The organism is Pseudomonas sp. KU43P (genome assembly GCF_033095865.1).
Lineage (GTDB): Bacteria > Pseudomonadota > Gammaproteobacteria > Pseudomonadales > Pseudomonadaceae > Aquipseudomonas.
Window position 1 is genome coordinate 4,552,706 of sequence record NZ_AP019365.1, and the last position, 26,761, is coordinate 4,579,466.

At 54.8% G+C, this 26,761-nt stretch carries 22 protein-coding genes; 13 read left to right on the forward strand and 9 right to left on the reverse strand.

Features of this window, described 5'->3' with window-relative positions; genetic code table 11:
• Nucleotides 1-111 precede the first annotated feature (111 nt).
• Entirely contained in the window at nt 112-915 is an 804-nt protein-coding gene (locus tag KU43P_RS20840; protein WP_317659312.1) for a dienelactone hydrolase family protein, read from the forward strand.
• Between the two features lie 146 nt (nt 916-1,061).
• Entirely contained in the window at nt 1,062-1,763 is a 702-nt protein-coding gene (locus tag KU43P_RS20845) for a 4'-phosphopantetheinyl transferase (RefSeq protein ID WP_317659313.1), read from the forward strand.
• A gap of 3 nt (nt 1,764-1,766) precedes the next feature.
• On the opposite strand, the gene KU43P_RS20850 is transcribed toward KU43P_RS20845, so the two are convergent.
• Complete coding sequence (locus tag KU43P_RS20850; protein ID WP_317659314.1) at nt 1,767-3,374, reverse strand: ATP-binding protein; 1,608 nt, start codon at nt 3,372-3,374, stop codon at nt 1,767-1,769.
• Nucleotides 3,371-4,069: a response regulator transcription factor gene (locus KU43P_RS20855; protein ID WP_317659315.1), complete on the reverse strand. Its 699-nt coding sequence runs from the start codon at nt 4,067-4,069 to the stop codon at nt 3,371-3,373. Before KU43P_RS20855 ends, KU43P_RS20850 begins: the two co-directional genes overlap by 4 nt.
• A gap of 765 nt (nt 4,070-4,834) precedes the next feature.
• Between KU43P_RS20855 and KU43P_RS20860 the strand changes: the two genes are divergently transcribed.
• Both KU43P_RS20860 and KU43P_RS20865 read left to right on the forward strand, forming a co-directional pair.
• Nucleotides 4,835-7,714 (forward strand): ribonucleoside-diphosphate reductase subunit alpha, encoded by a 2,880-nt coding sequence (locus KU43P_RS20860; protein ID WP_317659316.1) that lies wholly within the window; start codon nt 4,835-4,837, stop codon nt 7,712-7,714.
• A gap of 681 nt (nt 7,715-8,395) precedes the next feature.
• Nucleotides 8,396-9,646, forward strand: coding sequence for a ribonucleotide-diphosphate reductase subunit beta (locus KU43P_RS20865; protein WP_317663881.1), 1,251 nt, complete (start codon nt 8,396-8,398; stop codon nt 9,644-9,646).
• Between the two features lie 174 nt (nt 9,647-9,820).
• Here the strand turns inward: KU43P_RS20865 and KU43P_RS20870 are convergent, their stop codons facing one another.
• On the reverse strand, nt 9,821-10,099 hold the full coding sequence (locus KU43P_RS20870; protein WP_317659317.1) for a helix-turn-helix transcriptional regulator: 279 nt from the start codon (nt 10,097-10,099) through the stop codon (nt 9,821-9,823).
• Between the two features lie 143 nt (nt 10,100-10,242).
• Here KU43P_RS20870 and KU43P_RS20875 point away from each other — a divergent pair, with 143 nt between their 5' ends.
• The 4 genes from KU43P_RS20875 (at nt 10,243) to KU43P_RS20890 (ending at nt 14,888) form a co-directional block, all read left to right on the forward strand.
• Nucleotides 10,243-10,719, forward strand: a complete 477-nt coding sequence (locus KU43P_RS20875; RefSeq protein WP_317659318.1) for a hypothetical protein — start codon at nt 10,243-10,245, stop codon at nt 10,717-10,719.
• Between the two features lie 641 nt (nt 10,720-11,360).
• Complete coding sequence (locus KU43P_RS20880) at nt 11,361-12,626, forward strand: nucleotidyltransferase (RefSeq protein WP_317659319.1); 1,266 nt, start codon at nt 11,361-11,363, stop codon at nt 12,624-12,626.
• On the forward strand, nt 12,610-14,397 hold the full coding sequence (locus KU43P_RS20885) for a ThiF family adenylyltransferase (RefSeq protein ID WP_317659320.1): 1,788 nt from the start codon (nt 12,610-12,612) through the stop codon (nt 14,395-14,397). Before KU43P_RS20880 ends, KU43P_RS20885 begins: the two co-directional genes overlap by 17 nt.
• Nucleotides 14,394-14,888 (forward strand): Mov34/MPN/PAD-1 family protein, encoded by a 495-nt coding sequence (locus KU43P_RS20890; RefSeq protein ID WP_317659321.1) that lies wholly within the window; start codon nt 14,394-14,396, stop codon nt 14,886-14,888. Before KU43P_RS20885 ends, KU43P_RS20890 begins: the two co-directional genes overlap by 4 nt.
• Here the strand turns inward: KU43P_RS20890 and KU43P_RS20895 are convergent.
• From KU43P_RS20895 to KU43P_RS20910, 4 genes are all read right to left on the reverse strand, one after another.
• A complete protein-coding gene (locus tag KU43P_RS20895; RefSeq protein WP_317659322.1) occupies nt 14,879-15,430 on the reverse strand; it encodes a 3'-5' exonuclease in 552 nt (183 codons plus the stop codon). The genes KU43P_RS20890 and KU43P_RS20895 overlap by 10 nt on opposite strands.
• Nucleotides 15,431-15,611: 181 nt before the next feature.
• Complete coding sequence (locus KU43P_RS20900) at nt 15,612-16,373, reverse strand: hypothetical protein (protein WP_317659323.1); 762 nt, start codon at nt 16,371-16,373, stop codon at nt 15,612-15,614.
• Nucleotides 16,374-16,458: 85 nt separating this feature from the next.
• Nucleotides 16,459-16,662 carry an AbrB/MazE/SpoVT family DNA-binding domain-containing protein gene (locus tag KU43P_RS20905; protein WP_317663883.1) on the reverse strand — a complete coding sequence of 68 codons (204 nt, stop codon included), beginning with the start codon at nt 16,660-16,662 and terminating at the stop codon, nt 16,459-16,461.
• A gap of 355 nt (nt 16,663-17,017) precedes the next feature.
• Nucleotides 17,018-17,377: a histone-like nucleoid-structuring protein, MvaT/MvaU family gene (locus tag KU43P_RS20910; protein ID WP_317659324.1), complete on the reverse strand. Its 360-nt coding sequence runs from the start codon at nt 17,375-17,377 to the stop codon at nt 17,018-17,020.
• Nucleotides 17,378-17,651: 274 nt separating this feature from the next.
• Between KU43P_RS20910 and KU43P_RS20915 the strand changes: the two genes are divergently transcribed.
• The gene (locus tag KU43P_RS20915; protein WP_317659325.1) at nt 17,652-18,755 is read left to right on the forward strand and encodes an SAVED domain-containing protein; all 1,104 of its coding nucleotides are present in this window, start codon (nt 17,652-17,654) and stop codon (nt 18,753-18,755) included.
• A gap of 218 nt (nt 18,756-18,973) precedes the next feature.
• Here the strand turns inward: KU43P_RS20915 and KU43P_RS20920 are convergent, their stop codons facing one another.
• Nucleotides 18,974-19,882, reverse strand: coding sequence for a hypothetical protein (locus tag KU43P_RS20920; RefSeq protein WP_317659326.1), 909 nt, complete (start codon nt 19,880-19,882; stop codon nt 18,974-18,976).
• A 286-nt stretch (nt 19,883-20,168) separates the two neighbouring features.
• On the opposite strand from KU43P_RS20920, the gene KU43P_RS20925 reads away from it, so the two are divergent.
• Genes KU43P_RS20925 through KU43P_RS20940 form a run of 4 tightly spaced genes read left to right on the forward strand, consistent with a single transcriptional unit; the run spans nt 20,169 to nt 25,157 of the window.
• Nucleotides 20,169-21,482 carry an HNH endonuclease gene (locus KU43P_RS20925; protein ID WP_317659327.1) on the forward strand — a complete coding sequence of 438 codons (1,314 nt, stop codon included), beginning with the start codon at nt 20,169-20,171 and terminating at the stop codon, nt 21,480-21,482.
• Between the two features lie 2 nt (nt 21,483-21,484).
• Entirely contained in the window at nt 21,485-23,044 is a 1,560-nt protein-coding gene (locus tag KU43P_RS20930; RefSeq protein ID WP_317659328.1) for a nucleotidyltransferase, read from the forward strand.
• Between the two features lie 60 nt (nt 23,045-23,104).
• Nucleotides 23,105-24,541, forward strand: a complete 1,437-nt coding sequence (locus tag KU43P_RS20935; RefSeq protein ID WP_317659329.1) for an AAA family ATPase — start codon at nt 23,105-23,107, stop codon at nt 24,539-24,541.
• Nucleotides 24,528-25,157 carry an HNH endonuclease gene (locus tag KU43P_RS20940; RefSeq protein ID WP_317659330.1) on the forward strand — a complete coding sequence of 210 codons (630 nt, stop codon included), beginning with the start codon at nt 24,528-24,530 and terminating at the stop codon, nt 25,155-25,157. The genes KU43P_RS20935 and KU43P_RS20940 overlap by 14 nt, the downstream gene beginning before the upstream one ends.
• A gap of 355 nt (nt 25,158-25,512) precedes the next feature.
• Here the strand turns inward: KU43P_RS20940 and KU43P_RS20945 are convergent, their stop codons facing one another.
• The gene (locus tag KU43P_RS20945) at nt 25,513-26,679 is read right to left on the reverse strand and encodes a hypothetical protein (RefSeq protein WP_317659331.1); all 1,167 of its coding nucleotides are present in this window, start codon (nt 26,677-26,679) and stop codon (nt 25,513-25,515) included.
• Between the last annotated feature and the right edge of the window lie 82 nt (nt 26,680-26,761).

Below are 26,761 nucleotides of genomic sequence, written 5' to 3' on the forward strand. Positions count from 1 at the left end.
AATGCGCTGTTTCGGTCTGGGGGCTAGAGTAAGCAGGGTGCCCTGAACCGCGGCTGAACCCTGGCTGAACCGCGGCTGAACGAACCGTTTGCCAAACAAGGAGTAGTCAACATGCGTGCCCTGCTGGCTTTGACCCTGATGTGCAGCGCCGCTCTTGCCCAAGCGGCAGTAGTGACCCGTGAGATCCCTTACCAGGACGAGGACGGCAAGCGCTTTGTCGGCTACTACGCCTATGACGATGCGCTGGACGACAAGCGCCCGGGGATCGTCGTGGTGCATGAATGGTGGGGCCTAAACGACTACGCCAAACGTCGCGCACGCGATCTGGCAGCGCTGGGCTACAAAGCGCTGGCCATCGACATGTACGGTGATGGCAAGCACACCGAGCATCCACAGGATGCCCAGGCCTTCATGGCCGAAGCGATGAAGGACCCGGCCGAGGCCGCCGCGCGTTTCGATGCGGGCCTGGAACTGCTGAAAAGACAGCCGAACGTCAACAAGCACCAACTGGGCGCTGTCGGCTACTGCTTTGGTGGCAAGGTGGTGCTAGACGCGGCACGGCGCGGTAAGAAGCTGGACGGCGTGGTGAGTTTCCATGGCGCGCTGGCCACCCAGACGCCGGCCAAGCCTGGGGTGGTCCGCGCCAGCATACTGGTCGAGCACGGCGCGGCCGACAGCATGGTCAACGATGAGCAGGTTGCCGCGTTCAAGGCGGAAATGGACGCGGCCAAGGTCGACTACCAGTTCGTCAGCATTCCGGGGGCCAAGCACGGCTTCACCAATCCGGATGCCGACCGCTTGAGCCATGGCGAACATGGCGGGCCGGATATCGGCTATGACAAGGCAGCCGACGAGAGCTCGTGGGCAGATATGCAGGCGTTCTTCAAGAAGGTATTCAAGAAGGACCTCAAGTAGTGGCCCAATCGCCGGCAAGCCGGCTCCCACAGGGACTGCACCGCTTTCAAGGGCGGTGGGATACCTGTGGGAGCCGGCTTGCCGGCGATTGGGCTGCACAGCAGCCCCTCTCCCACACCGCCGCAACGGCTGGCACAATACCCGACATGAACAGATTGCCTTCCTGCTGCGCCCCGCTCCAGCATCACTGGCCCCTGCCCCGCCCGCTCCCCGGCGCGTCACTGGTCAGTTGCGCCTTCGACCCAGCCCTTCTGGCCAGCGATGACTTCGAGCGCGCCGGCATCACACCCAGCGCCAGCCTGCAACGCTCGGTAGCCAAGCGCCAGGCCGAGTACCTGGCCGGCCGCGTCTGCGCCCGCGCCGCACTGCAACACCTGGATGGCCGCGACCATGTACCCGGCAGCCATGAAGACCGCTCGCCGATCTGGCCGACTGGCATCCATGGCTCGATCACCCACGGCAAAGGCTGGGCCGCTGCCGTGGTCGCTGCCGATGGCGCCTGCCGTGGCATCGGCCTGGATCAGGAAACGCTGCTCGACGACGACCGGGCTGAACGCTTGATGGGCGAAATTCTCATCCCGGCCGAGCTCGAACGCTTGGACCGCAGCCGACTGGGCCTCGCAGTCACCCTGACCTTCTCGCTCAAGGAAAGCCTGTTCAAGACCCTCTACCCGCTGACCCGCCAGCGCTTCTACTTCGAGCACGCTGAAATCCTGGAATGGTCTGACGACGGCCTGGCGCGCCTGCGCCTGCTGACCGATCTTTCAGCCCAATGGCGTCACGGCGTCGAACTGGAAGGGCAGTTCTGCATTCAGGATGGCCACCTGCTCAGCCTGGTCAGCGTCTGACCCTCAGCGCGGCGTCTGCTCGCGTGGCCAGCTCAGGCTGAAGCAGGCTCCGCCCAAGGCGTCACTGCGCCCCACGGTGGCCCGACCCGCGTGCCAGTAGATGATCCGCCGCACGATCGACAGCCCCAGCCCATGCCCGCCCGAGGCGCGGGTGCGGCTGTCGTCGAGGCGGGTGAAGGGAGTAAAGATGCGGTCCCAGAAGCCTTCGGGAATGCCCGGCCCGTCATCTTCCACATCGATCCGGCAGCGCTGCTGACCCACCTGATAGCTCAAGCGAACCTCGGAACCGGCATGGCGCAGAGCATTGCCGACCAGGTTCTGCAGAGCCCGATGCAGGTAACGTGGCTCCGCCTCTACCCAGGCACCTTCAGCGCCTTGTACCTGGCACGGGCCGCGCACCAAGCTCACTTGGGCGTTCAGGGGCGCCAGCTCCTCGATCACCCGGTCGAGCAAGGCATCCAGGTCGACCCGCTGGAACTTCAGCGCCGGCGCACCCTGCTCCAGACGCGCGTAGGTCAGCATCTCGTCGACCAGTTTGTCGAGGTCCTGGATGTCGTCGTCCATGCCCGCCAGGTGCTTGGCGCGGGCCTGCTCAGTCGGGGCGCTCTCGATCATTTCGAGGCCGAAGCGCAGGCGCGCCACGGGCGTGCGCAGTTCATGGGACACCGCACGCACCAGTTCGCGCTGCATGTTCAGCGAACGCTGCAGGTGTTCGGCCATGCCATTGAAGGCCGCCGCCAGGCGCCCCACCGAGTCGGCGCCACCTGCAGGCACGCGCGTCTCCAGGCTGCCCTGGGCAATGCGCGTGGCGGCCATTTCCAGGCCCGACACGCGTCGCTCCAGTTGGCGCACCAGCCAATAGACCACACAGCCGATCAGGCACAAGCCAAGGAAGGTAATCAGCACCAGCAACTTCGGCGGATAAGGGTTGAGCTGGTAGAGGGGGCCGATCTCCAGCACCCAGGGCGAGCCCGGCAAGCCGGCGAACACGCGGATCGAGTCGCCATCCTTGCCCAGCGCCATGACCGTGTCGCCCTCCTCCACCCGCCGCCGCTGGTCATCGTCCACGCCAACCCGCTCCAGGCGCTGCAAGGCAACGCCGAAGCCGAAGCCCTTGCTCTGCTTGAGCGCCTCCAGGCGCTGCTGCTGCTCGGTCACCGGGTAACGCACCAGCTCATCGGCCAGCAGATATAGGGTGGCGCGGGCCAGCTGTTCGCTGACCTGCTTGATCTCGGCCACCAGCAACAGGTCCTCCTGGCCAATCTTGCGCAGCACCCGCGCGGCATGTGGCCCGGACTTTTCCACCACCACCAGGCTGCGGTACAGGCGTGCACGCTGGCCACCGTCGAGCGTGCGTGCCGACATCGGCTGCAGGTCCAGCGGTACGCCCAGCAAGCGCTCCCAGATCAGCAGCGAGCGTTTGCGCTCGGTCTCGTTCTGCTGCGCCAGGTTGTCGGCCATCAGGCTGAAGGTACCCTGGGCCAGGCGCTCGCGGTACTGGGCGGCACGCACTTCATTGACCAGGTGCAGGCTGAGCACGCCGAGCAGGGCCACCAGCACCAGCACGGCCAGCATGCCGCCGTAGACCCGCAGGAAGATCGAGTTGTTCATGGTGCATCGCCGACGAACAGGTAGCCCTTGCTGCGCAGGGTCTTGATCAGCCGAGGATGGACCGGATCGTCGCCGATCTTGGGGCGGATCTTGGAAATCCGCACATCGATGGAGCGGTCCTGACCGTCATAGCCGACACCGCGCAGCGCCGTGAAGATTTGTTCGCGGGTCAGGACCCGCCCGGCGTTGCTGGCCAACAGCCAGAGCAAGTCGAACTCGGCGCCGGTCAGCTCGATCGGTTGCTCGCCAAGCCAGGCCTCACGCAGGCGCTGGTCGATGCGCAATGTGCCGAAAGCGAGGTCTTGGGGCTTGCCGTGAGGTGGTTCGCTGCGCCTGAGCAGCGCCTGGATACGCGCCAGCAACAGCCGTGGGCGCACGGGCTTGCAGACATAGTCGTCGGCGCCCAGGTCCAGGCCCTGTACCTGGTCGAGCTCGTCGCTGCGAGCGGTGAGCATGAGGATGGGGCCGGGGTATTGGCTGCGCACCCTGCGACAGATGCTCAGGCCGTCTTCGCCGGGCAGCATCAGGTCGAGGATCACCAGGTCCGGCTGGCTGTCGACGATGCGGCGCGCGGCGCGGGCGCCATCGCCTTCCACCGATACCTCAAAACCGTTGGCCTGCAGGTACTCGGCGGTGAGCTCGGCGAGGCGCTGGTCGTCTTCGACGATCAGGATGCGGGGAGCGGGTTGGTCCATGGCTTTGCCTGTCATTGTTATTCTTGATTTGCCTGTGCCGGCCTCATCGCCGGCGAGCCGGCTCCCACATGTCCGGCGGTGCTCCGAGCCTGTGGAAGTCGGCTTGCCGGCGATGAGGCCGCAACGGTTGCCGTTTAACCAAAAGGCAACATCCGCCCCGGATACTACGTCCCGCACCCAGCACTGCCAACCTCGGCCAGAATACCCCTGAACTGAACCGTTTCTTGTGCTAGGGTTCGCCCGCGAAAAATTCTGCCCTGGGGCAGCGTGGCGCAGAAAAATAGTGCAAACCTCTTGGAACAAGGCCTACAGCGAATACCCACTCTTCACCCACAAAGTACGCACACGTTATCCACAGGCGCCCGCCTTGCAAAGACCCCAAGACCGCATTATCTTGTATCCCCAATGCAGCAAACCACTAGATATTGGGTTTGAGCCAAAATCTCAAACACAACTCAGCACGGAAATTCAAGCGCTTTTTCCTACTGAACTAACAGTGGTTTCACCAGCCAAACCGCTCCAGCGGAAGATTGGAGAACAACAGCTTTCGGGCCTGCTTGCCAGCAGTGCTCATAGCCTTTGACTTCGGCCAGGGAGCGGCAAGCTTATTGCCCCCATTTCCTGAGTCTGTCCCGAAGTCGGTACGCCCGAGCGGTCGGATGCGCGCGCATGCCGCGTCCCCGCCCGGGTCATCGAGCAAGTGGACGGAACGGTGGGCGCCCAGAAGGCGCCTGAACAATATAGAAACTGTGGAGACACCCACCCATGCAAACCGACACAACTCGCGAGAACCCGCAGGCCGTGGCGCCGCAGGCCGCCGATTCCAACCAGGATCTGGCTGCCACCGCTCCGGGCCAACTGCGCGTGATCAAGCGCAACGGCACTGTCGTCCCTTACACCGACGACAAGATCACCGTGGCCATCACCAAGGCGTTCCTCGCAGTTGAAGGCGGCACCGCCGCTGCCTCGTCGCGCATCCACGACACCGTCGCGCGCCTGACCGAGCAGGTCACCGCCACGTTCAAGCGTCGCATGCCATCGGGTGGCACCATCCACATCGAAGAAATCCAGGACCAGGTCGAACTGGCCCTGATGCGTGCCGGCGAGCAGAAAGTCGCCCGCGACTACGTGATCTACCGCGACCAGCGTGCCAAAGAGCGTGCCACCCGCGCCAACACCGACGCCGTGGTCGAGCCGCACCCAAGCATCCGCATCACCCTGGCCGACGGCAGCCTGGCGCCGCTGGACATGGCGCGCCTGAACACCATCATCAGCGAAGCCTGCGAAGGCCTGGCCGAAGTCGATGGCGACCTGATCCAGCGCGAAACCCTGAAGAACCTGTACGACGGCGTGGCCATCAAGGACGTCAACACCGCCCTGGTGATGACCGCCCGTACCCTGGTCGAGCGTGAGCCGAACTACTCGTTCGTCACCGCCCGCCTGCTGATGGACACCCTGCGCGCCGAAGGCCTGGGCTTCCTGAATGTAGCCGACAGCGCCACCCACCACGAGATGGCCGACCTGTACGCCAAAGCCCTGCCGGCCTACGTCGCCAAAGGTATCGAGTTCGAACTGCTGAACCCTGCCCTGGCCGACTTCGACCTGGCAAAACTGGGCAAGGCGATCGACCACGAGCGCGACCAGCAATTCACCTACCTGGGCCTGCAGACCCTGTACGACCGCTACTTCATCCACAAGGATGGCGTGCGCTTCGAGCTGCCGCAGGTGTTCTTCATGCGTGTGGCCATGGGCCTGGCGCTGGAAGAGAAAGACAAGGAAGCCCGCGCGATCGAGTTCTACAACCTGTTGTCGTCCTTCGACTACATGGCCTCGACCCCGACGCTGTTCAACGCCGGTACCCTGCGCCCGCAGCTGTCGAGCTGCTACCTGACCACCGTGCCGGACGACCTGTCGGGCATCTACCACGCGATCCACGACAACGCCATGCTGTCGAAATTCGCCGGTGGCCTGGGCAACGACTGGACCCCTGTGCGTGCACTGGGCTCCTACATCAAGGGCACCAATGGCAAGTCCCAGGGCGTCGTGCCGTTCCTGAAAGTGGTCAACGACACCGCCGTGGCGGTCAACCAGGGTGGCAAGCGCAAGGGCGCTGTCTGTGCCTACCTGGAAACCTGGCACCTGGACATCGAAGAGTTCATCGAGCTGCGCAAGAACACCGGTGATGACCGCCGTCGTACCCACGACATGAACACCGCCAACTGGATCCCTGACCTGTTCATGAAGCGCGTCTTCGATGACGGCAAGTGGACCCTGTTCTCGCCGTCGGAAGTGCCAGACCTGCACGACCTGACCGGCAAGGCCTTCGAAGAGCGCTACGAGTACTACGAAGCCCTGACCGAGTACAACAAGATCAAGGTGTTCAAGACCATCCAGGCCAAAGACCTGTGGCGCAAGATGCTGTCGATGCTGTTCGAGACCGGCCACCCATGGCTGACCTTCAAGGACCCGTGCAACCTGCGTTCGCCGCAGCAGCACGTGGGCGTGGTCCACAGCTCGAACCTGTGCACCGAGATCACCTTGAACACCAACAAGGACGAGATCGCCGTCTGCAACCTGGGCTCGATCAACCTGCCGAACCACATCGTCGACGGCAAGCTGGACACCGCCAAGCTGCAACGCACCGTGAACACCGCCGTGCGCATGCTCGACAACGTGATCGACATCAACTACTACTCGGTGCCGCAAGCGCGCAACTCGAACTTCAAGCACCGCCCGGTCGGCCTGGGCATCATGGGCTTCCAGGACGCGCTGTACCTGCAGCACATCCCATACGGCTCCGATGCCGCCGTGGCGTTCGCCGACAAGTCGATGGAAGCCGTCAGCTACTACGCGATCCAGGCGTCCTGCGACCTGGCCGACGAGCGTGGCGCCTACGAGACCTTCCAGGGTTCGCTGTGGTCCAAAGGCATCCTGCCGCTGGATTCGCAACAGATCCTGATCGAGGCCCGTGGCCAGAAGTACATCGACGTCAACCTGGAAGAGACCCTGGACTGGGCGCCGGTCCGTGCCCGCGTACAGAAAGGCATTCGTAACTCGAACATCATGGCCATCGCGCCGACCGCGACCATCGCCAACATTACCGGCGTTTCGCAGTCCATCGAGCCGACCTACCAGAACCTGTACGTGAAATCGAACCTGTCGGGCGAGTTCACCGTGATCAACCCGTACCTGGTCCGCGACCTGAAGGCCCGCGGCCTGTGGGACTCGGTCATGATCAACGACCTGAAGTACTACGACGGTTCGGTGCAGCAGATCGAGCGTATCCCGCAAGAGCTGAAGGACCTGTACGCCACCGCGTTCGAAGTCGAGACCAAGTGGATCGTCGATGCAGCAAGCCGTCGCCAGAAGTGGATCGACCAGGCCCAGTCGCTGAACCTGTACATCGCCGGCGCTTCGGGCAAGAAGCTGGACGTGACCTACCGCATGGCCTGGTACCGTGGTCTGAAGACCACCTACTACCTCCGTGCCCTGGCCGCGACCAGCACCGAGAAGTCGACCATCAACACCGGCAAGCTCAACGCCGTGTCCAGCGGTGGCGACAGCGCCCCGGCCCAGGCCGCTGGCCCGGCTCCGGTACCGAAGGCTTGCGCCATCGACGAGCCGGATTGCGAAGCCTGCCAATAAGGCCTTCGCACCGCTGAGGTGAACATGCTGCCTCAACTGCCTTCGGGTGGTTGAGGCGGCATTTTTTTTGGGTGGCGGAAACTGGAACTCGGTGCCCCCATCGCCGGCAAGCCGGCTCCCACAAGTACTGTGCCGTTCTCACGCTTTGCCTTATACCTGTGGGAGCCGGCTTGCCGGCGATAGGGCCTGTACAGGCAACATGGGCAGCAAGCTCTGACCCGGATCAAAACACCATATGCTGTGCCAATAAAAAAAACCTACACAAGATATAGGATCAGCTCTCATTTAGAGCTAGACTCTCACCCCAGGAAAAACTACAGGCATCAGGTGAACGGACGCACGCACTGCAGGTCGAAAAATTACCTTCGCCTGGCCCCTGCGCCGCCCCGATTCATCCTGAACTCCGGTATACTTCGCCCCCCCAAAAAGGGTTGAGCTAATGATCGACTGCGAGATGCAAGCACCGCTTGCCCAGACCGCACGTTTTATCGTTGCCGTACAGTTTTCAGGCGCCTTGGCCCCTCGTTCGAGGACAGGACAAGCGCTGACCGAAACAACTTCAAATGTGACGAGAGCCCGCTCTCACTGCCCGCCGTAACGCCTGATGGCCTTGCGTAGTACCGGCATCACCTCAATATCCAACCGGTTGCCAAGCAACCCTCAAGCAGGAGCCAAATGACCATGCTGAGCTGGGACGAATTCGATAAGGAAGACGGCGAAGTCGCCGCCAAAGGCGCCACCCCTGCACAGGCCAACGCCGCAGCCACCCTCGACAAGCTCGACAGTGCCGGCGGTGCCGCCGCCCTGGAAGCTCGCGCTGCCACCGCTTCCGACTCCGACGCGGTAAAACGCGCCAAGGCTGCCTTGGACGCCCTGGACATCGCCGAAGGCCTGGCCGAGCTGGAAGGCTCCTCGGCTCGCGTCGCGGTCGACGAAAAGCGCATGATCAACTGCCGCGCCGACCTCAACCAACTGGTACCGTTCAAGTACGACTGGGCCTGGCAGAAGTACCTCGACGGCTGCGCCAACCACTGGATGCCGCAAGAGGTCAACATGACCGCCGACATCGCCCTGTGGAAGAGCCAAGATGGCCTGACCGAAGACGAGCGTCGCATCGTGATGCGCAACCTCGGCTTCTTCTCCACCGCCGACTCGCTGGTTGCCAACAACCTGGCACTGGCCGTGTACCGCCTGATCACCAACCCGGAGTGCCGCCAGTACATCCTGCGCCAGGCCTTCGAAGAGGCGATCCACACCCACGCCTACCAGTACTGCATCGAGTCGCTGGGCATGGATGAAGGCGAGATCTTCAACATGTACCACGAGATCCCGTCGGTCGCGAAGAAAGCCGCCTGGGGCCTGAAGTACACCCGCGCCATCTCCGACCCGGAATTCAACACCGGCACCGTCGAGACCGACAAAGAGCTGCTGCGCAATCTGATCGCCTACTACTGCGTACTGGAAGGCATCTTCTTCTACTGCGGCTTCACCCAGATCCTGTCCATGGGCCGCCGCAACAAGATGACCGGCGTGGCCGAGCAGTTCCAGTACATCCTGCGTGACGAGTCGATGCACCTGAACTTCGGTATCGACGTGATCAACCAGATCAAGATCGAGAACCCACACCTGTGGGACGCCGCGATGAAGGAAGAAGCGACCCAGATGATCCTGCAAGGGACCCAGCTGGAGATCGAATACGCACGTGACACCATGCCACGCGGCGTACTGGGCATGAACGCAGCGATGATGGAGGACTACCTCAAGTTCATCGCCAACCGTCGCCTGACCCAGATTGGTCTGAAGGAAGAGTATCCGGGGACTACCAACCCGTTCCCATGGATGAGCGAGATCATGGACTTGAAGAAGGAGAAGAACTTCTTCGAGACGCGGGTTATCGAGTACCAGACGGGTGGAGCTCTGAGCTGGGACTGATGGTCCGAGGCCTTATTTTTCAGCGAGAACCGAACGAATTTCAGATTTTCCGAATCCTCGCACCAAATAAGCGCATGAAATGAAAAAAGCCACCTGAGCCGCAAGGGCCAAGGTGGCTTTTTCGTATAAGGCAACGGTTGTTCGCGTTGGACACTGCCGCAGTCTGAAAGATGGCTAGACACCCACCCGCTTAAGCGCTTTGATTTCATCCCGGATTTTAGCCAGAAGCGCGTCCACATCTCCTTCCTGACCGACCTGCATCAGCACAATCAAAGTCGCAGGATTCACCCCTAGTCGCTCCGCAAATTCCTCCATTTTCTCAATCGTTGGGCTGCGAATGCCACGCTCAACTGTGGAAACGAAGGATTGGCTTGCCCCCAGCTGCTCTTGTGCGATCTCCTTTCGTACCCGCACTTCCTTGAGCGCGGAGCCAAAAGCCAACTTGCGTTCCATCTGGTTACCCACAAAAGGAACGATAAAGCCCTGATGCGGACTCAAACGCTATGCTGCATACAGCATATATGAGAAAATTTGTCGCACTCTCAATTACTCAGTATTACCCCACTCCGTATCCGTTTTAATCGAGGTTTCACGCCGTGTTTGTTTCAGATCCCCAGGAAGAGGTCATCACTCTTGTAGGCAAGGTCGACCCCAGCCACAAGAGCTGGCCTAGAGTTGATACCAGCGAAACATTCTTCCAGGTTCACACTAAGCAGAAAGGGGACCCCAAGCTAACCTTCGGCGTAATACTCCTGGCAACCCCGCGGGCACTTCTAGATTATCTGGAATGCTGCCAACGCGATGAGCAAATACGAATTCAACAAATTGTCATATCAACCCCTCCACACGCTAACCGATCCAAGCACTGGCACACTGAAGCACTCATCAAGCTCGAGGTAAGCTTCGATGACAACGGGGTGCCGAATGCGATCATCTACCACACGGCTGATGACAGCTATTATGAAGATCGCGTGTACGGGAAAGGTAAGGAACACAACCCACGTGCATTGCAGGCAATATATAAAGCACGCAGAAAAAGCCCAAGCAAAACCATTACCTTGCCAGGAGCCTGACCAAATACGTAATACCTCCGCGCCCTTATGCACCGGACGCGAGAAGTCACAAATTTAGTGACCCTATCCTGAGACCCACCCCTATCGGGTGCGACTCATTCAGTCGCGCTCAAGAAGCGGAATCCACTGTTTTACTTACGCACCGTAAAATATAGATTTCATTTCAAAAGCTAATTTAGCTGAAACGTTTAACCCCATTAAGATGCAACTTTGACTTTAACTAACGAACGTGATTCAATCGAGCCATAAGATCCTCTTCAGATAACACCTATTCAAAGACCGAGTTTATGGCTGCAAGATTTTTGACGCCCGCACAGGTCAAAAATTTGCCGCCACGTTAGCTGGGAATGGTGAACACCGAATCAACGACTGCTCACCAGCCCCTAAAAGAACTTAGTATCTACAGCGTGCTCATATCATCGCGCTGACAATTAAGCCTTACTGAAATGTTGACTAATCGCTTTAAGCGCTAAGAAAAAATTACTCAGCAAGCTTGTGCGACGCCTTCGCCCCACGGGTTTGGCTAGATGCCCTAGTGCTATACGAAACCAGAATAGGCATGCCTGTAGAAGTTGACTCAGGTCAGCATTAGGCAATATCTATTCGTCTTAACAATGGCTCCCTCTCTGACGAGACTTGAAATGACTATTCAAGATGAAAAAACCAGGCGTCTCAGCTGGGAGCACTTGCTCCTCCGTGCCGCTCGCGACATTTCACTGACTAAAAGCCAGTACGAAATTATCGATGGCCGGTACAACCAGCTGGAAAAAATTCTGTCGGCGTCGACCGATCCGTTGCTTGCTGAGGCACATATTTTCCCGCAAGGCTCGATGCGCCTAAAAACGACAATCAACCCTGTCGATGATGCGCCTGATGACCTCGGCACCATTGACGCCGACGCAATTGTCTGGCTACCCAATGCGGGTGGCGCAGATGCTACTATCGTACTTGACGCAATTGAAAAACGCTTTAGCGAAGGTACTCGAGTCACAGCGAAAATCGTCCAGCTCCGCCGTGGTATTCGTATCGTATACGCCGACGAGAATCCAGGCTTTCACATCGACGTGACCCCGGCACGCGCGATAAATGGAAATCGCGAAACCAAAGGTGAAGGCAAGCTGGAGGTGCCCGATCGGGAAATGGGGTGGAAGCCCAGCAGCCCCATTCCATACGCAAACTGGCTTAATGACGCGTCTGACAAACACATTTTGCTTAAATCGTTAGAAGGGTTGGAAGCGTTTGCCATGGACAGTCGCGACTTGGTCGTAGGTTCCGCGACCCAGGACCCACTTCCGACCTACCAAGATTACGACGACAACGACCCATTGCGCGCGACGATAAAGTTACTGAAACGGCACCGAGATGAGTGGGCGATAGAGACAAGAAATGAAAGCCACCGCCCGATCTCAGCAGTAATTACCACGCTTGCAACACATGCCTACTTGCAGGTGGTACAAGAATCCCGTTTCTCGCCGCTCCGCCCACTGGACGCGATTATCAAGATCGTGGAAAAAATGCCGGGCTTCGTTTCACAGGTGTTCGGACAGTACCAAGTCTTGAACCCCAAAGATTCAGGTGAGAATTTCGCTGAAAAATGGAACCGGCGAGACGAGGGCGCAAAGTATCGCCAAGCGTTTTATAACTGGCACGCAAGCGCGACCGTATCGATGATGCTGGGGTTGAGAACCCATGAATCTGAAGAAGCTTTCGCTCGAGCAATGAATTCAAGCTTTGGTATCGGTAAGAAACTGATCAACGAAGCGAATCGTGAGATTCCAAAAAACTGGACTCTGCCCGGACGCAAGGAAGGCATCACGCAGAACTCGGTTGCTCTGGCCGCTCTCACTGGCATTGCAGTCAGCAGCAAACCTCAAGCGAGTGTGAAGCCCGTTGAACGCCTTGGTTGATGCAACTACTCATAGTCCGGAGGTTGAGCGCGGTATTTCCGCGCTCAAGGAGCTTTTGGGAACGGAAGCTGCCGCCCTTCTAACTCCTGAAAAAACGCGAGACGGCGAAGTCGTCTGTTTTTCCTTCCCTATTCCATCTGATTACACCGGCAAACCTAGAACATTGCGTATCGCGTTTCCGCGCGATTTCCCACGCGCGTCGCTCAGACTTAATGTGGAGCCTTCCCCTTGGCTTGTATGGCCCCACGCCATGAAGTCAGGGCTGTGCCTGCATGGGTTTCGTGAAAAACCTATTACTGGTACGCCAGAGACGGTTGTGCAGGATAGCCTCTCACGCTTTAGCACCATTCTAAATTTCGTCATGGAGGGTTCAGATCCCGAAGTACGCGATGCCGAGTTTCGCAATGAAATCACCAGCTACTGGAATACGCAGCTTGGCGTATCTCCCCAGGATCTGTTGCTTTTGGAACGCCCGAAATCAGGCTCAGAGCTTTATGCGACTAGCGACCCTCGACCATCGCGACGGAATCACACTGCATGGCTCGCGACCAGCATTGAGTCACTAAGAATCCATTTCAGACGCATCGCTGGACTTAACGCAAAAATTCGGTCACCTGCGGTACCTGGTTTCTACCTAAAGCTGCAGACATTCCCTAGCGTGCGCATCCCTGACGCTGATCGTTTAATTGAATGGTTGACTCCACATCTCAGCCCAGACGACTGCAACAAGTTTCTGACTTGGTTCGCAGGCCATGGATCCTTGGCAAACCGCTGGATCGTATTGGAACTGCCAGGACCAGACGGCTCCCCGGTTTATTGCCTAGACGTTCGCTCTTACAGTAAGCAGCCAGATCACGGGCGTTGGTATGGCTTCCGATCGGCACGTCGATGGTCGGGAAAGAATCAGCCAAATCATGTTCCCGTTCTCATACGCGGTGCCATCATTAACATTCTTGACCGCAATGACATCCTGTCACGCGATCTCAGCGACACTGCCGTGGAGCTTGAAAAGACTCGCGTCGTCATGGTTGGCGTTGGATCACTTGGCAGCACCATTGCCGAACAGCTGGCAAGGTCAGGTATCGGCGAGATTGTTCTGATCGACTCTGATGTCCTTGAGTCAGCCAACCTAGGACGCCACGTACTCGGCGCTGATGACTTGGGGAAATGGAAAGCCATTGCGCTTGCCGAAAAAATTACTCGCGATCTACCGACCGTTAAGGTCTTCCCATACATCGATCTCGTGGAAAGGCTGCTTATCTCGAAGCCAGGGTTGTTCGAAAACGCCGACCTGGTCATAGTCACTACCGCCGATTGGTCATCCGAGGTTGCGTTATGGCGAAGAAAATCCGCTGGCACTCGATGGGGATTACTGCAGGCATGGAGTGAACCGCACACCCTCATTGGCCACGCTTTGCTGGCTCCTGCAGGCGAGTCTGACGGACGTCATCTCTTCGATGACAGTGGTAACTTCAACTTCAAATATACCGAATGGCCAAAAGGTGACGGCGTCATCGCTCTCCCGGCCTGTGGCCAAAGCTTCATCCCCGGAGGCGCTTCAGGCATGGCGAACGTGTCGTCCATGGTAGTGCAAACGGCTTTGAGGTCCTTGACCGCACAACTTAATGAGCAAGCATGGGTTACGACGATCTATAGGCCCCAAGATGCTGTCAATCGCGGAGGCATGTACAAAGGCCCCAAACTGGAAAATGGGGTCCAACATATTGTGCTGGAGCGAGAATGGCCGACGCCTGAAGGTGGAGAGGGATGACTGCAATTGCATGGAGCTGGTGTTGGCCTGAAATCAACAGTTATTTGTCTGTCTCCCAAAGCGTTGCCACTGTTTTTGATCAGCACCGACAGGGCTTGTGGCGCTCTGAGCGAGGTGGTCAGTTGTTCGTTGATCTTTCGAACTCAAATGGACTGATCATGACATTGGCCACACCTCCTCACCCAAGAGATAGAGCAGGAAGGATATGGTTGGAGCTCGATGGCGAACGCTGCCAACGAGAGATTGAATCTGCCAATGCCAAAGGACTGCGGCTTGTGGGCTATTGGCACACTCACCCACAGACCATCCCAGCAATTTCTCCGACGGACATGACTAGCTTCTCAAAATTCGCGAAGCGCTATTCCAATGAGCTGCCCCACCCAATTGCTGTCATCGTCGGCCAGTCAACCGCACCTGACGGCATCAAAGCCTGGTCATTCAGAAATGGGACGTGCCTCGAGGCAACAATAAGCAACGTTGATCATTCCTGAGCGGACCTCCGGCGCAGCATTAAGTCGAACAGCTCTGCCTGATAGCGGGCGTCATCCAGAGCATTATGGGTAGCAGAGCCCTGAGGCTGCAGCGTTGCCGCCATGTGCGAAGATTTCGTCTGCCCCCACTGAAGATTGAAAGCCCCCATGTAAAATGCCTTGATATCAAGCGCCGCAAAGCCAAATGGATTTTCTCCCAGGTATTTGTGAAAGTAGAAATTCACAAACGACCAGTCAAAGGGGGCGTTCAGCCCTACAAAAATCGCCTTTTGACCACCAACGCTGACTTGCGAGACCCACTCATCAAATTTTCGCATTGCATCACATGGCGGGAGCCCTGTTTTAGCTAACTCACAAAGATCGAGCCCTGTGATGCGAACGGATTCGGGATCATGCTTTAGGCTATCCGGTTTTAGCTCTATATAAATCGCCTGCTCAGCCTGCCCCACTACACAGGCACCTAGAGACAACATACTAAACTCACCAGGAATTGGGCCGGATGCCTCAATATCAACAGAGATATACAGTTCTTCACTACTCATTAGCTTCCTCCTGACGTCAAAAGTAGATATTTAGCGTGGCAAGGATAGCAGAGCATAGCTCTCGACAGTAGAAGTACAAATAGCACCGTGCCAAAACACCCAACCACCTTAACCGAAAGCTTCTCTACCATTGGAGTCAATTACTAAACGCCCGACCGACCGCCTTATAATTTCAGCGAAATCAGTCAGGAAAAAGCTTTTCGCCAGCCGATGATAACTGCCCACCAATCAAACCTTTAAAATCACTCTTAGTGCCAGGAGGGATCATTAAGCCTAGTATCTCGACACTAGCCAGATCATTTGTAAACAGCTCAATTATCTCGCCAGGCATGGCCCCTAATTCACCATTTATTGCATACCGAACATGCCCGGCGCAATGTGCTCCATGCCCCTGAAATTCAGCAATTTCTTTGAAGTGTTTCACAATATGATGATCCGGCGCACCATCTCGCCGCAACCTCAAAGGCTCCGAATAATCGACTAAAAAAAACTCTCCATTCCGTTCATATCTAACAAATGAATCTGCAGGATTAAAACTATCAGGAAACCTCAAGACTTCAAGATCACGTGACAACTTCACCTTGACCAGGAACCGTACTGCAGTAATTTCCATATCACGATAGCAGTACTCTGCAGCATAAAATGCACTCTGCGACAACCATAGGCTACCTTGCTTCGCTATAAGGGATTCCACATCCGAGCTCGAAGACCGAGAGCGCAGCCCAGAATAAAGTACTGTCCCTGCTTTTACCGTTGAAGCCACAACACCCACATCATTCCAAACTGCCGCTAACGTTTTATTGGTTTCCGAAAAGTCCTGCTTAGGTGCCGTCTTCACCTCTACTTCTTGCCTTACATTTTGTTCAACCGATTTGCTCCGCAAGGTGTCGTCAGCAACAGGCTCGCTGGACGATCGCCTCAATAACCAGTTTAAGAAACCCATCCCCACCTCACAAAACAGCCCGAGAAACCAACTAAATTAGAGCCTACCGTTGAAAGCTAGCGGTACATCACTTAAAAAATCCGGTTCAAGAACTAAAGAGCTCATCCATACGATCGGCCACCTTCGGAGTTTTAGAGAGCACCAAACAACGACTATTACCAACAAACTCTTCTATCAAGTAAAGGGAGTCACCGACGTCAAGCCCAAGCTCCTGCAAAGCAACGTCCGGAATCCGGATTGCACCGTCTCCATCCCAGTCCTCTATTACGATTCTGTATGCCGTGGTCATGGCTATTCCTGTAAATTGGCTATCTGAGGGCTTGACCCCCGACGTGTGCATTGCGATTGGCGCGGGAGCCTTGACGCTCCGCACATACGGCAGGCCGGTCAGCTGACCTGCTTGGAGCCCCCTTGCTGCCCAAAATGACAAAAGTTCCAGAAAGCCATCAGCCTCTTGAGCCAGAAAGATCGCGAGGGTGCTTTCTTTTGAGGCCACTCCCTTGCATCTTTCAGCTACTGTCACAGAGTTGCTATACGTCGTTATTGCTGCCACTTTTTGAGGCTGAGCGATACTAGGCTGATAATTTCGCCCTACCAACCAGCAGAGACAACCGAGTCATCAACTGGCGAGTAGCGTATGCTGCTTAGGAAATCCAAGCTTCCACAGTGCCCGCACCATACTTTGTTTTCCACTCTTTAAGAGTCCGATGGTTGCCACCTTTAGTCTCAACCACCTCCCCGGTATGGGGATTCTTAAACACTTTCACCTGCCGCGGCTTTCTAGCTTTACTCGTTGGGCGTGCTGTAATATCTACGCTAATGGCAGGATCCAGTATCGCAATCACATCGCGCGAGCTGTAACCATACTCCCCAAGAAGCGAACGAAGTTTACCTTCAAACTCGATTTCCTGCTTCAACGCACTGTCATTTTTCAAGCTTTCAAGCTCTGCCAACTGAGCAGCGAGCTTTTGCTCAAGCGCACGAAATTCAGCGAGTCTGGACATGGCACATACCTATATTAATGAGTTCAATACATTCAATCATTAGCTTGCTTAGCATGTCAACCTAACCTGCTCCTCACGTAACGCAGCCAGCAATGCCCCAGTAATTTGTTCACCTTACGGTAGCCGAATACTAGCATCCCACGGCCTTCCCCTTCACTGTCACGAGAAATTTTCAGATCATAGTGGCATTCTTCGGTGTCTTCCGCGATTATTCTCGACGATGCCGTGCTGCAGTATTTTCTACATCGACTAACTCAAAATTCGAGATTTCAGGATGCTTAAGGAAGAATTACTGAACTGGGGACGGAAAATTGTCGACTGGTTCGTTCGCCCCAAAAACATTGGTATCTGCCTAATCAGCTATGGCACGGTGGTTATGGGTGCCTCCCTCGCTAGTGGCCTGGTTGGGACAATCAGGTACATAAGCGCATCAACCCAACTGCAGGCAAACATCGATACCACAGGAGGACCTGCCGCCTGGATGACCGTCGCCGCCTTCGTCGTGGGTGTATTGATGGTCATTGTAGGAGTTCTACTCAACCTTCAAGACCGTAAACAGTTAGCCCGCCAACGCGTGCTTTTGCTTGAGCAAAAAGGGTTGTTCAAGATTGATAGCCCCTTGGATGCTGCGGTGAAGAGCAAAGTCGGCGGCACAGTTGACACCATCCTCGTCGATATTCGTGAGGGGATTACGGAAGGACGCATCACGCACCCAGAAATTGCCCTACAAAAGGTGGTGGATGGCAGAGGAGACCTGGTTCGACGTCTTGAGGGGCAGAATAAAAATGATATCCAAATTGCCTACGGTGGGCTTATGCCCGTGCCGTTCACATTCCTCACTGGATGCTTGGTGGATGATGAAGGGGGTGGGATAAAGGTCTTTGACTGGGACCGCTTAGGCGCAGGCCAGTGGCGCCTGATTCAAAGCGGTATTGATGATGGTCAGCGCCTGCAAACTGTGGCTGCGCTTGCTGCCCCGACCGAGGAAGCCGTGCTCGCACTTTCGATATCCTATCCGGTTGACGAACCTGCGATAGCTGCCACCTTCCCAGACTTGCCAATCATGCACATGAAAATGGGCGAACTATCGTCCAATGCTCACTGGTCAGTGGAAAAGCAAAGTGCCCTTGCTGAACAATTCCTACAAGCGCTGAAGGGGCTCGCCGGTCAAGGGGTGAAAACCATTCACTTGGTTATCGCTGCCCCGAACAGTGTGGTCTTCAATCTTGGACGCATCTACGACAGAAGACTTTTGCCCTCCGCTGTTATTTACCAGTACGAACGTTCATGCACCCCAGCCTATCCATGGGGTGTTACTCTCCCATCCCACAGTCAAAATCAGCCAGCAATCGTGCATATCCCCTGCCACGTCGATTGACTTCTGAAGCGACAACGCTACACGCACACGAAGAGTTCGACACTCAAGAAGCACGATGTATCATCAAGCTGATATTTGTCGACGCTGTGCCAACCCCATAAAGCAGTGGGGTTGGCTATGGCCGGCTTGTTATTCTCCCTAAATGAGGGGAAACACACTTCCAGCAAGAAGAAGCACCAGGCTGGTTCGCCCAGCCCTAGACAAGCCAACCCAATCAATCATTTCCGGTCCTTTTCCACGATCAAGTGGTCATTCGGCACATCCACTTGCCTCTTCGACTGACCATCTTTGAATGTGATGACAGTGCTGCTTCCAAAACCCTGGAACTCAACTACAACACCGGAAAATGCTTTGTAGCCCGCTACGGTTTTTGCGCTCACATCAAGCAAATTTGAAGGAAGCAATTCTGAATAGGGAGCCTTTAGATAAATCTGCGATTTTTCCACACGCACTTGAGCGAGGCGCATCGCGCCATCAGCAAGCTGACCGGTTACTCCACCGGTTACCAGAGGGGTAAAAATCAAGGCACAAACCAAAGCAATATAGACATTTTTCAGTCTACCAACCTTGCCCAGTCGCACTAGCTCCTCTTTTTCCTGAGTGTCGATCGGACTATTAAGTACTCGCCCTAGCCTCCGATAATCCGCCTCCACTGTCTTGACCCCAGAATAAAGGAAGTACATCAAAACTGACAAGCACGACAAACTGAGATACGCCATCGGATCCCTTCCGCCGAACACCCAAATAAAAGCAATAGCAGGCAAAGCGAAAAATAATGACATGACGTGAAAGTCAGCCAATTTTATTTTGATTGATTTCATCTCCGGACTGAAAAACGACGCAATCCAGATAAACAACTTGCATGCCTGCTTTATCGGATACGAAAAAGCCACACCCAAAGATGTTAAAGAAGCTGAAAACATCGCATAGACCATACCAAAGCAACCGGCCGTCAGCAAAAATAGCAGTCCATCACCTAGCGTTAATCCTTTTGGAAAGTGCCCAATCCGCAGCGCATAGAAAATCACGCAGACGCTGCCAATAGCGATACTACACTTTAATGCACTACCACCCAATTTCAGGACAACGTTAAAAATCGACTCAATCGTAGAAAGCAAACTATTCATTAAAACTTCCATCTAATTTAAAAACATTAGCGCTGCCTCTATTGGGTTCCTCGAACACTCCAATCATGGAAATGCGGTGAGTGAGGATCCGAGGCCTCTTTGGCTCTTTGCCAGGGTGCACGCTAGCCGCAGTAGGCCACTTCCTCGAAGTCACGGCCTCGCTCTTGCTCGTCAATGAGTACTTCGAAGCGCCGTCGCAAATCGCCAACCCGTTTTCGTCTGGTTAGCCTTGGCAGCCACGGAATGCTAGCATGCGCCATCATGTATAAAAAACCAGGTGTTACGCATGGAAGACTCATCTGCCAAAGCCCCAGAACCTGATGACAACGCCGCAGCTGATAGCGTTACGACAAGCCCAAGCAAGGGGCGCAATGGTGACCTTAAGACAGGCGACGAGCGCTTGTTGTGGGGACGGGCCGCTGGTAGATGCCAGCGCTGCAACGATGATCTGAGTCGAGATCCCGTGGCCTGGAGAGCCTACAACCTGGCCGAGAATGCCCACATCGTGGCCTCTTCAGAGGGCGGTGTCCGAGGCACCGCTGATGAGTCTGCTGCCCTTGCGGATCAGATCGAAAACCACCTTCTGCTGTGCCGACAATGCCACAAAATCATTGATGACAAGCAGAGGGGACAGAAGCTGTTCCCCACTGACCTTCTGAGGAAATTGAAACTCGATCAAGAGGCTCTGGTAAGACGCCTCATGGACTTGGCCAAGAAGCCCCAAAGTGTAGCGGTATACATCAGTGCTGCTGTTGGAGATGCACGGCTACAGCCAATCGTGATCAATGACATCAACATGGCCATTGTGAACGCTGGGCTGGTACCGGCATTGAGTCACCCTATCCACATCAATCTGCTGAGCCTCCTTGAGGTCGAAACGCTGGATAGCGATCCCGAGTTTTGGATCAGAGCGAACAGGCTGGTACGGCGCGAGCTTGAGGCAAAGGTACTGGAAAGCTCGCATAAGCGATTGTGTGAGGTCGAGCACTTCAGTCTCTTCGGCATGGCGCCGATCCCTGTGCTGGCTCTGTTGGGCAGCCTCATTCCCGATACGCGGAAAGCTATGGTTTTCGAGCCCATCTGGGAGGAAATCAATCCAGGGAGAGAAACTCTTCGCGAAACGATCGATATTGAGGTCCGTCAGTATGACCGCGACGCAGCGACGTGGTCTTGGCCCAAAGAACGTAGCCAGCCCTGGCCCTTGCTCGAATATCGTCATTTGTCGGGCCCCCAGGAGCAAGTCGGTGGAAATATTGCTGTGCTCTGCGAAATGTCCTTCCCTACCCATCCTGAACTTGTAATCGCAGCCCTTCCGGATGCCCCGCTATACATGCTCAATTCGAGCACCGTATCGCCAAATATCATCCAAGCGCCGGCAGACGTCGAGACCTTCATGCGCTCGTTCAGAGACCTGCTGAGCCACCTGGAACGTGTACATGGTCATAGCGCTCACGTTCACGTTTTCGGCACGCTTCCAGTTTCATGCGCTATCGCTCTAGGTCGTCTCCAGGTTAAAGGCAGCCTCCCCATGACTGTATACAACCTTCAAAGAAACCCGTCTCGATATGAGCCCGGCATCACCCCTACGCTTGGGGCTTAGACATGAAGCTGGAGACTTTTGCCCCTGTCGCCCCAACGAGCCAGGCAGATCAAATGCTGACAGAGTTGGTCGACGCTCTGGAAATTCCTGTGAGCCGCTATGAGGCTGCCGAGCGGAGCTACAAGTCCGTTGGTCGATGGCTCGACCGCCCCGCGTCGAGGCTAGCCGAGCATGCAACAAACATTTTCCCCCAAGGCTCATTCCGGCTTGGCACAGTGATCAAGCCTCACAGCGATGAAGAAGATTATGATCTCGACATCGTTTGTGAGATTCAGGCGTCAAAGGAAGAGTACACCCAACAGCGCTTGAAGGCCCTATTGGGACTAGAGCTGCAAGACTACGCCCGCGCTAAGAACATGTCGCCACCTGACGAGGCAAGGCGCTGCTGGACCCTAAACTACGCGGATGGCGCCCAGTTCCACATGGACGTACTGCCTGCTCTGCCGGATGGTGCACGCCAACGACGCCTCATAGAAGCTATTGGGCATGGAAATGCGTTGGCCGATGACGCGATGGCCATCACTGATCGAGAGCATCATGCTTACGCTCGCTACAGCGATGATTGGCCAGGAAGCAATCCGAAGGGCTACTCAGAGTGGTTCCGCTCACGTATGCGTGAGGTCTTCAACGCCAAGCGGCACGCGATGGCTCTCAATGAACGCGCCTCGGTAGAAGATATTCCCGAGCACCGCGTGCGTACCCCTCTTCAAGCAGCGATCAAATTGCTGAAGCGCCACCGTGATATGCGGTTCAGCGATGAACCCGACATTAAGCCAATCTCAATCATTCTGACGACATTAGCAGCCCACGCTTATAACGAAGAGGTCTCCATTAGCGGCGCTCTCCAAGGCGTTCTAGCTCGAATGCACTTGTTCATCGAGGATCGAGATGGGGTGTCTTGGATCGAAAACCCCACTGACCCGAGAGAAAACTTCGCAGACAAATGGGAGGAAACGCCTGAGAAAAGGGAGGCCTTCTACGAGTGGTTATCTGTTGCAAGAGCTGATTTTGAGATAGCGCTACGCATGACCGAGGCAGATCCGTTCGTTGACGCCCTATCTCCTCGAATGGGGCGTCAGCTTGTGGAACAGGCGGTCACCCCACCAAAAGCATCGTCTGGTTTATTTGCTTTGGCCAAAACTCAAGTCAACAGCAAGCTTCGAAAAATCCTGGATGCGCCTCACCGCAAGCCACTTGTCTGGCGAGAGCTAGCTAGAGGCGCCGTTCAGATAACTGGCATGACGATCACGCGTCATGGTTTTCAGCCTTATACCGTAGGGAGCGACGACCTACCGCTCCCCAAACAGGCGGGTCTCGTATTCCACGCGCAGACCAGCGTGGCGTACCCCTACAAGGTATATTGGCAGGTGGTGAACACCGGACAAGATGCCGTCCGCCTCCGCGGGCTCCGCGGAGGTTTTGAAGAAGGCGTTGTTCAAGGCGGGCGCCTCGAAAAACGTGAAAGCACATTGTATTCAGGCACCCATAGTATGGAATGTCTGATAGTAAAAGACGGCTACTGCGTCGCACGCAGTGGCCCTTTCATCGTCAACATTCTCTAGCTTACGTAGCAGCCTCGGACTCTCTAGCACCGTTCCCTGCACTGGCCCCTGGAGCCATTCGTGTTCAGACTAATAAAAGTAGAAAAATCACGTAGCGAATTGTTTAGCACGCGGCATAGTGGGGGTAGCCAGTCTTTCAAAAGTGTAATCGTTGGAGGAAACGCCACGGGTAAAACTCGGTTCATCGTATCGTTGATCGAGGCTTTTCGATTGCTCTCGGAACGCAAAAACCCCGACCGGAAAAGCACTTCTAGCAGAAAAAAGAAGAAGCAATTCAGCACGGATTCATTGGCATTCTCATACTACATTAACGGAGACTTTGTTCAGCTCCGCTCTGGCCCAGCAGGGCTCGACGTCACGGTAGACGGTGAAAAAGTCGCACCAGAAGACCTTCCGCTGCCCACGCGGGTGGTTGCGATCAGCTCCACCATCAACGACAAATTCCCCTTTGCAGACACCGATGAGGATGATTTTTATCGTTACTGTGGGGTAAGAGAAACTTCAAACGCCACATGGACGGCGACCCTATCACGGCGCACCATTGAAAACTTGCTTAATATCTCTCTCCGCGACCATCAAGACTCTATTGTTGAGCTGTTTCGTTACCTGGGGATTTCCACGAATATCGAAATTACATTTCGAGCGAAAAATGGCAAGGAACTTGAAGAACTCATCAACCACCCCGATTCAATGATGTCTGCTGTAAACGCGTATGCACGTGAAAACACGAGAATGCAAGTTCAGATGTTTCGTAGTTTTAGCATTGAAGACGCACAACGTGTTTGTGACGGGCTATCCATGGCCAAGTTTACGCCGCGAAAATATTTAGTGGACGTAGATCTACGAAACATCAATGCTGACTACAGTGACGTGTACTATGCAATCAACGTACTCCGGCGTATCGGGGCCATCACGGATGTGGACCTTAATGTGCAAAAGTACGACAGCACCGAGTCATACGGCTTTGCGCACTCAAGCTCCGGGGAGGCGCAGCTTCTCTACACATTTTCAAGTCTGATCCGCCATGCTAAAGACAACAGCCTAATATTCATTGACGAGCCTGAGATCAGCTTGCATCCAACGTGGCAGATCAGATATGTAGGACTATTGAAGCGCGCGCTCGTATCATTCCCAGGCTGCCACGTAATCATTGCCACACATTCTCACTTCATTATCTCAGATCTAGAGCAAGATACCAGTTCGCTTCATGTATTTGAGAAAAAAGATGATCAACTTTGCATCCGTAACGTTGAATACAGCACCTATGCCTGGAGCGCTGATCATATTCTGTATGACGTATTTGATGTGCGAAGCATTGGCAATCTTGCATTCGAGAATGACCTTGCTGAAGCTCTAAATCTAATCGCAAACAGCACAGACGATCATTTGCGGCTCGAAAACCTTAAAGCCAAATTCGAACGATTGATATTCAACGAATCAGACCCGCTAAAAAAAGTCATTGACAGCATCACGGAGTTCGTCGATGCCAATCACTGAATGGTATTTAAATATAACCCAACTCCCTAAATTCGACAAAACCACCATTGATTATCTCGATGGACTAAAGCCTCATCAAGCAATTCATTGGAACCTGCAAACAAACAAAATGAAGAACTACAAGGCCAACCTGCTTAAACAGCTGGTCGAAATTCAAGAAGATAGGTGTGCATACTGCGGCCTAAGCCTTTTACGGAATTTGGTAGACCGTGAACACTTCGTACACAAAGAGCAAGACGGTGGCTGGCCAGAATTCATGTTCACCAGCGAAAATCTTTTCGCTGCCTGCGCCTATTGCAATCGCGCATTAAAAGGTACCGCTGAGGTAATTACTCACTACAGTGCAAATTATGCCGAATGCCAGTTCAACCTTATACACCCCTACTTTGATACCCCTTCCAATGACTTAACCTTTCTTTTAAACAACCAAGGCGAGGCAATACTCGTCCAGAGCCTCACACAGAAGGGACACGATACAATGCTTTTCTTTGATCTCCACACCCCCATAATGACTGCTCGGCGGGCAGCCTATCTATTGGAGGTAGAACGTAGTACTCAGCTAGCCGCAAATGATTACGCCGAATTAAAGGCTATTTCTCACTACAAACCCGACTAATCACTATATGACTATGGCAGAGGATGATGATCTACGACCAGATTTCTTACACAAAAAAAATTGATTCAATCTGTCTCCGCCCAGCCACCATGATCAACTACGTTCATAACATGTTGACGCGCGTGCCTTTTAAAGCATCGGTGTGAAGATTCCGTTCAATTCAGCGGCAGGCCAAGATGTTGCCGATTTAGGCTAAGAAAGCACTAAAATTTCCCTGTACCTATTTTTAATGTACCCTAGGGCCGTTCGCATGGCAGCAATAGACAACAACAGCACATAACCCCGTTTTTAAAAGGGATTGTGTGCTGTCATAAATTTACTGGCAGCAGTGTCTATTGATACCGCCGGCCACGTTTTAGATAAGCGTTACATTCATCCGTACTTTCTCGGTTTCATCGCCGATAAATTTCGCAAGCCAGACAACCTGTTCGGTAGGCATCGACGGAAGGTCGTCGAACTCTGAAACAAAGCTATAGATCCTAACTGACTCATCATCCGGCGCGTCAACAAAGGCACCATAAATATCAAAGACAGGTTCGCCAGGTGGGTTAAAGAAGCTATCCGGGTCTTTTAAAATTGAATAAAGTTTTTTAACCGCGCGCCCCAGACGGCGTAAATACTTAATAGCCTGAATTCGGCCCTGATGAACAACCAAGCTATCAAGCTTTTCGAGTGCCTCGTGTCGAGCAGCCCGATCAGCACTACCTAGATTCGGAGCAATTTCTCGGAAGCTCTGCGCATACGCAACCGCATTGCGAATGTTATTCAGAAATTCATTCAGCCCATATACCGTGTACGTAGAAACTCTGTTTTCACTGCCAATTCTTTTAATATCTTCTGTTTTGAGCGGAGCCGTAATATTTAAGATGGCGGCCAGTACGCTACTGCTCTTGCCTCCACCTCCGGCCGGAATGCAGCAGCTCGTCGTCATCACGGCGCTCTCTACTTCCTTTATGTCCACCTCGTTCAGGTGTTTATAGAGGTTCCCATATGGCTGAAAGCCCCACTTCGCTGCAAGGAAAAAGTCCCGACTCAGAATGCTTTTAAGCTCCTCCCAATTTAGAACATGCAGCCTCGGCATCAAGATCGACGGTGTTGATGGCAGCACCTGCCCCAATTGCTGGAGCTTCCAGTCAAGCTCCTCATTTCTTTCAATTACCAGCTCTTGAATTTTTTTGGGTGTTTGGGTCGTAGCTAATAGAAAAAAATGATCACTTATGGGCCGTGGGAAGCCTTTGAGCTTCTCCAGATCCTCTATCAGCTCAGACGCCTGCAGACTTTGGCCACTTTTGCATTGGCCAGTAGCAAAGGACGAGTAATCAAAAACATCCACACCAAATTGGCTATCACCATTTTTTCCATATCCGGAGGAAAGCCAGTTATGGAATTGCGGTTTTTTCTCAATGCCGAAGTGTTCTTGGACCAGCGGAAAAGCATCGACACAAAACCGCTCGAACGCATAGGGTGACTCGGGAGCCCCAATATTGCGGATATTGTCAGACGCTAGGATGGGCAGTCTCACTGCAGGAACCTCAACAGGACTAGGGCGCTCCGCACATGATGGCATATCGCCTCGCCACTATCACCCTTACACAGACCTTTTG

Excerpts from the sequence above, each read along its gene's own strand:
- KU43P_RS20840 (WP_317659312.1), top strand. The coding sequence starts at position 112 with ATGCGTGCCCTGCTGGCTTTGACCCTGATGTGCAGCGCCGCTCTTGCC.
- KU43P_RS20925 (WP_317659327.1), top strand. The coding sequence starts at position 20,169 with ATGGAAGACTCATCTGCCAAAGCCCCAGAACCTGATGACAACGCCGCA.
- KU43P_RS20915 (WP_317659325.1), top strand. The coding sequence starts at position 17,652 with ATGCTTAAGGAAGAATTACTGAACTGGGGACGGAAAATTGTCGACTGG.
- KU43P_RS20850 (WP_317659314.1), bottom strand. The coding sequence starts at position 3,374 with ATGAACAACTCGATCTTCCTGCGGGTCTACGGCGGCATGCTGGCCGTG.
- KU43P_RS20940 (WP_317659330.1), top strand. The coding sequence starts at position 24,528 with ATGCCAATCACTGAATGGTATTTAAATATAACCCAACTCCCTAAATTC.
- KU43P_RS20910 (WP_317659324.1), bottom strand. The coding sequence starts at position 17,377 with ATGTCCAGACTCGCTGAATTTCGTGCGCTTGAGCAAAAGCTCGCTGCT.
- KU43P_RS20855 (WP_317659315.1), bottom strand. The coding sequence starts at position 4,069 with ATGGACCAACCCGCTCCCCGCATCCTGATCGTCGAAGACGACCAGCGC.
- KU43P_RS20870 (WP_317659317.1), bottom strand. The coding sequence starts at position 10,099 with ATGGAACGCAAGTTGGCTTTTGGCTCCGCGCTCAAGGAAGTGCGGGTA.
- KU43P_RS20865 (WP_317663881.1), top strand. The coding sequence starts at position 8,396 with ATGCTGAGCTGGGACGAATTCGATAAGGAAGACGGCGAAGTCGCCGCC.
- KU43P_RS20895 (WP_317659322.1), bottom strand. The coding sequence starts at position 15,430 with ATGAGTAGTGAAGAACTGTATATCTCTGTTGATATTGAGGCATCCGGC.
- KU43P_RS20920 (WP_317659326.1), bottom strand. The coding sequence starts at position 19,882 with ATGAATAGTTTGCTTTCTACGATTGAGTCGATTTTTAACGTTGTCCTG.
- KU43P_RS20860 (WP_317659316.1), top strand. The coding sequence starts at position 4,835 with ATGCAAACCGACACAACTCGCGAGAACCCGCAGGCCGTGGCGCCGCAG.
- KU43P_RS20930 (WP_317659328.1), top strand. The coding sequence starts at position 21,485 with ATGAAGCTGGAGACTTTTGCCCCTGTCGCCCCAACGAGCCAGGCAGAT.
- KU43P_RS20845 (WP_317659313.1), top strand. The coding sequence starts at position 1,062 with ATGAACAGATTGCCTTCCTGCTGCGCCCCGCTCCAGCATCACTGGCCC.
- KU43P_RS20890 (WP_317659321.1), top strand. The coding sequence starts at position 14,394 with ATGACTGCAATTGCATGGAGCTGGTGTTGGCCTGAAATCAACAGTTAT.
- KU43P_RS20905 (WP_317663883.1), bottom strand. The coding sequence starts at position 16,662 with ATGACCACGGCATACAGAATCGTAATAGAGGACTGGGATGGAGACGGT.
- KU43P_RS20900 (WP_317659323.1), bottom strand. The coding sequence starts at position 16,373 with ATGGGTTTCTTAAACTGGTTATTGAGGCGATCGTCCAGCGAGCCTGTT.
- KU43P_RS20880 (WP_317659319.1), top strand. The coding sequence starts at position 11,361 with ATGACTATTCAAGATGAAAAAACCAGGCGTCTCAGCTGGGAGCACTTG.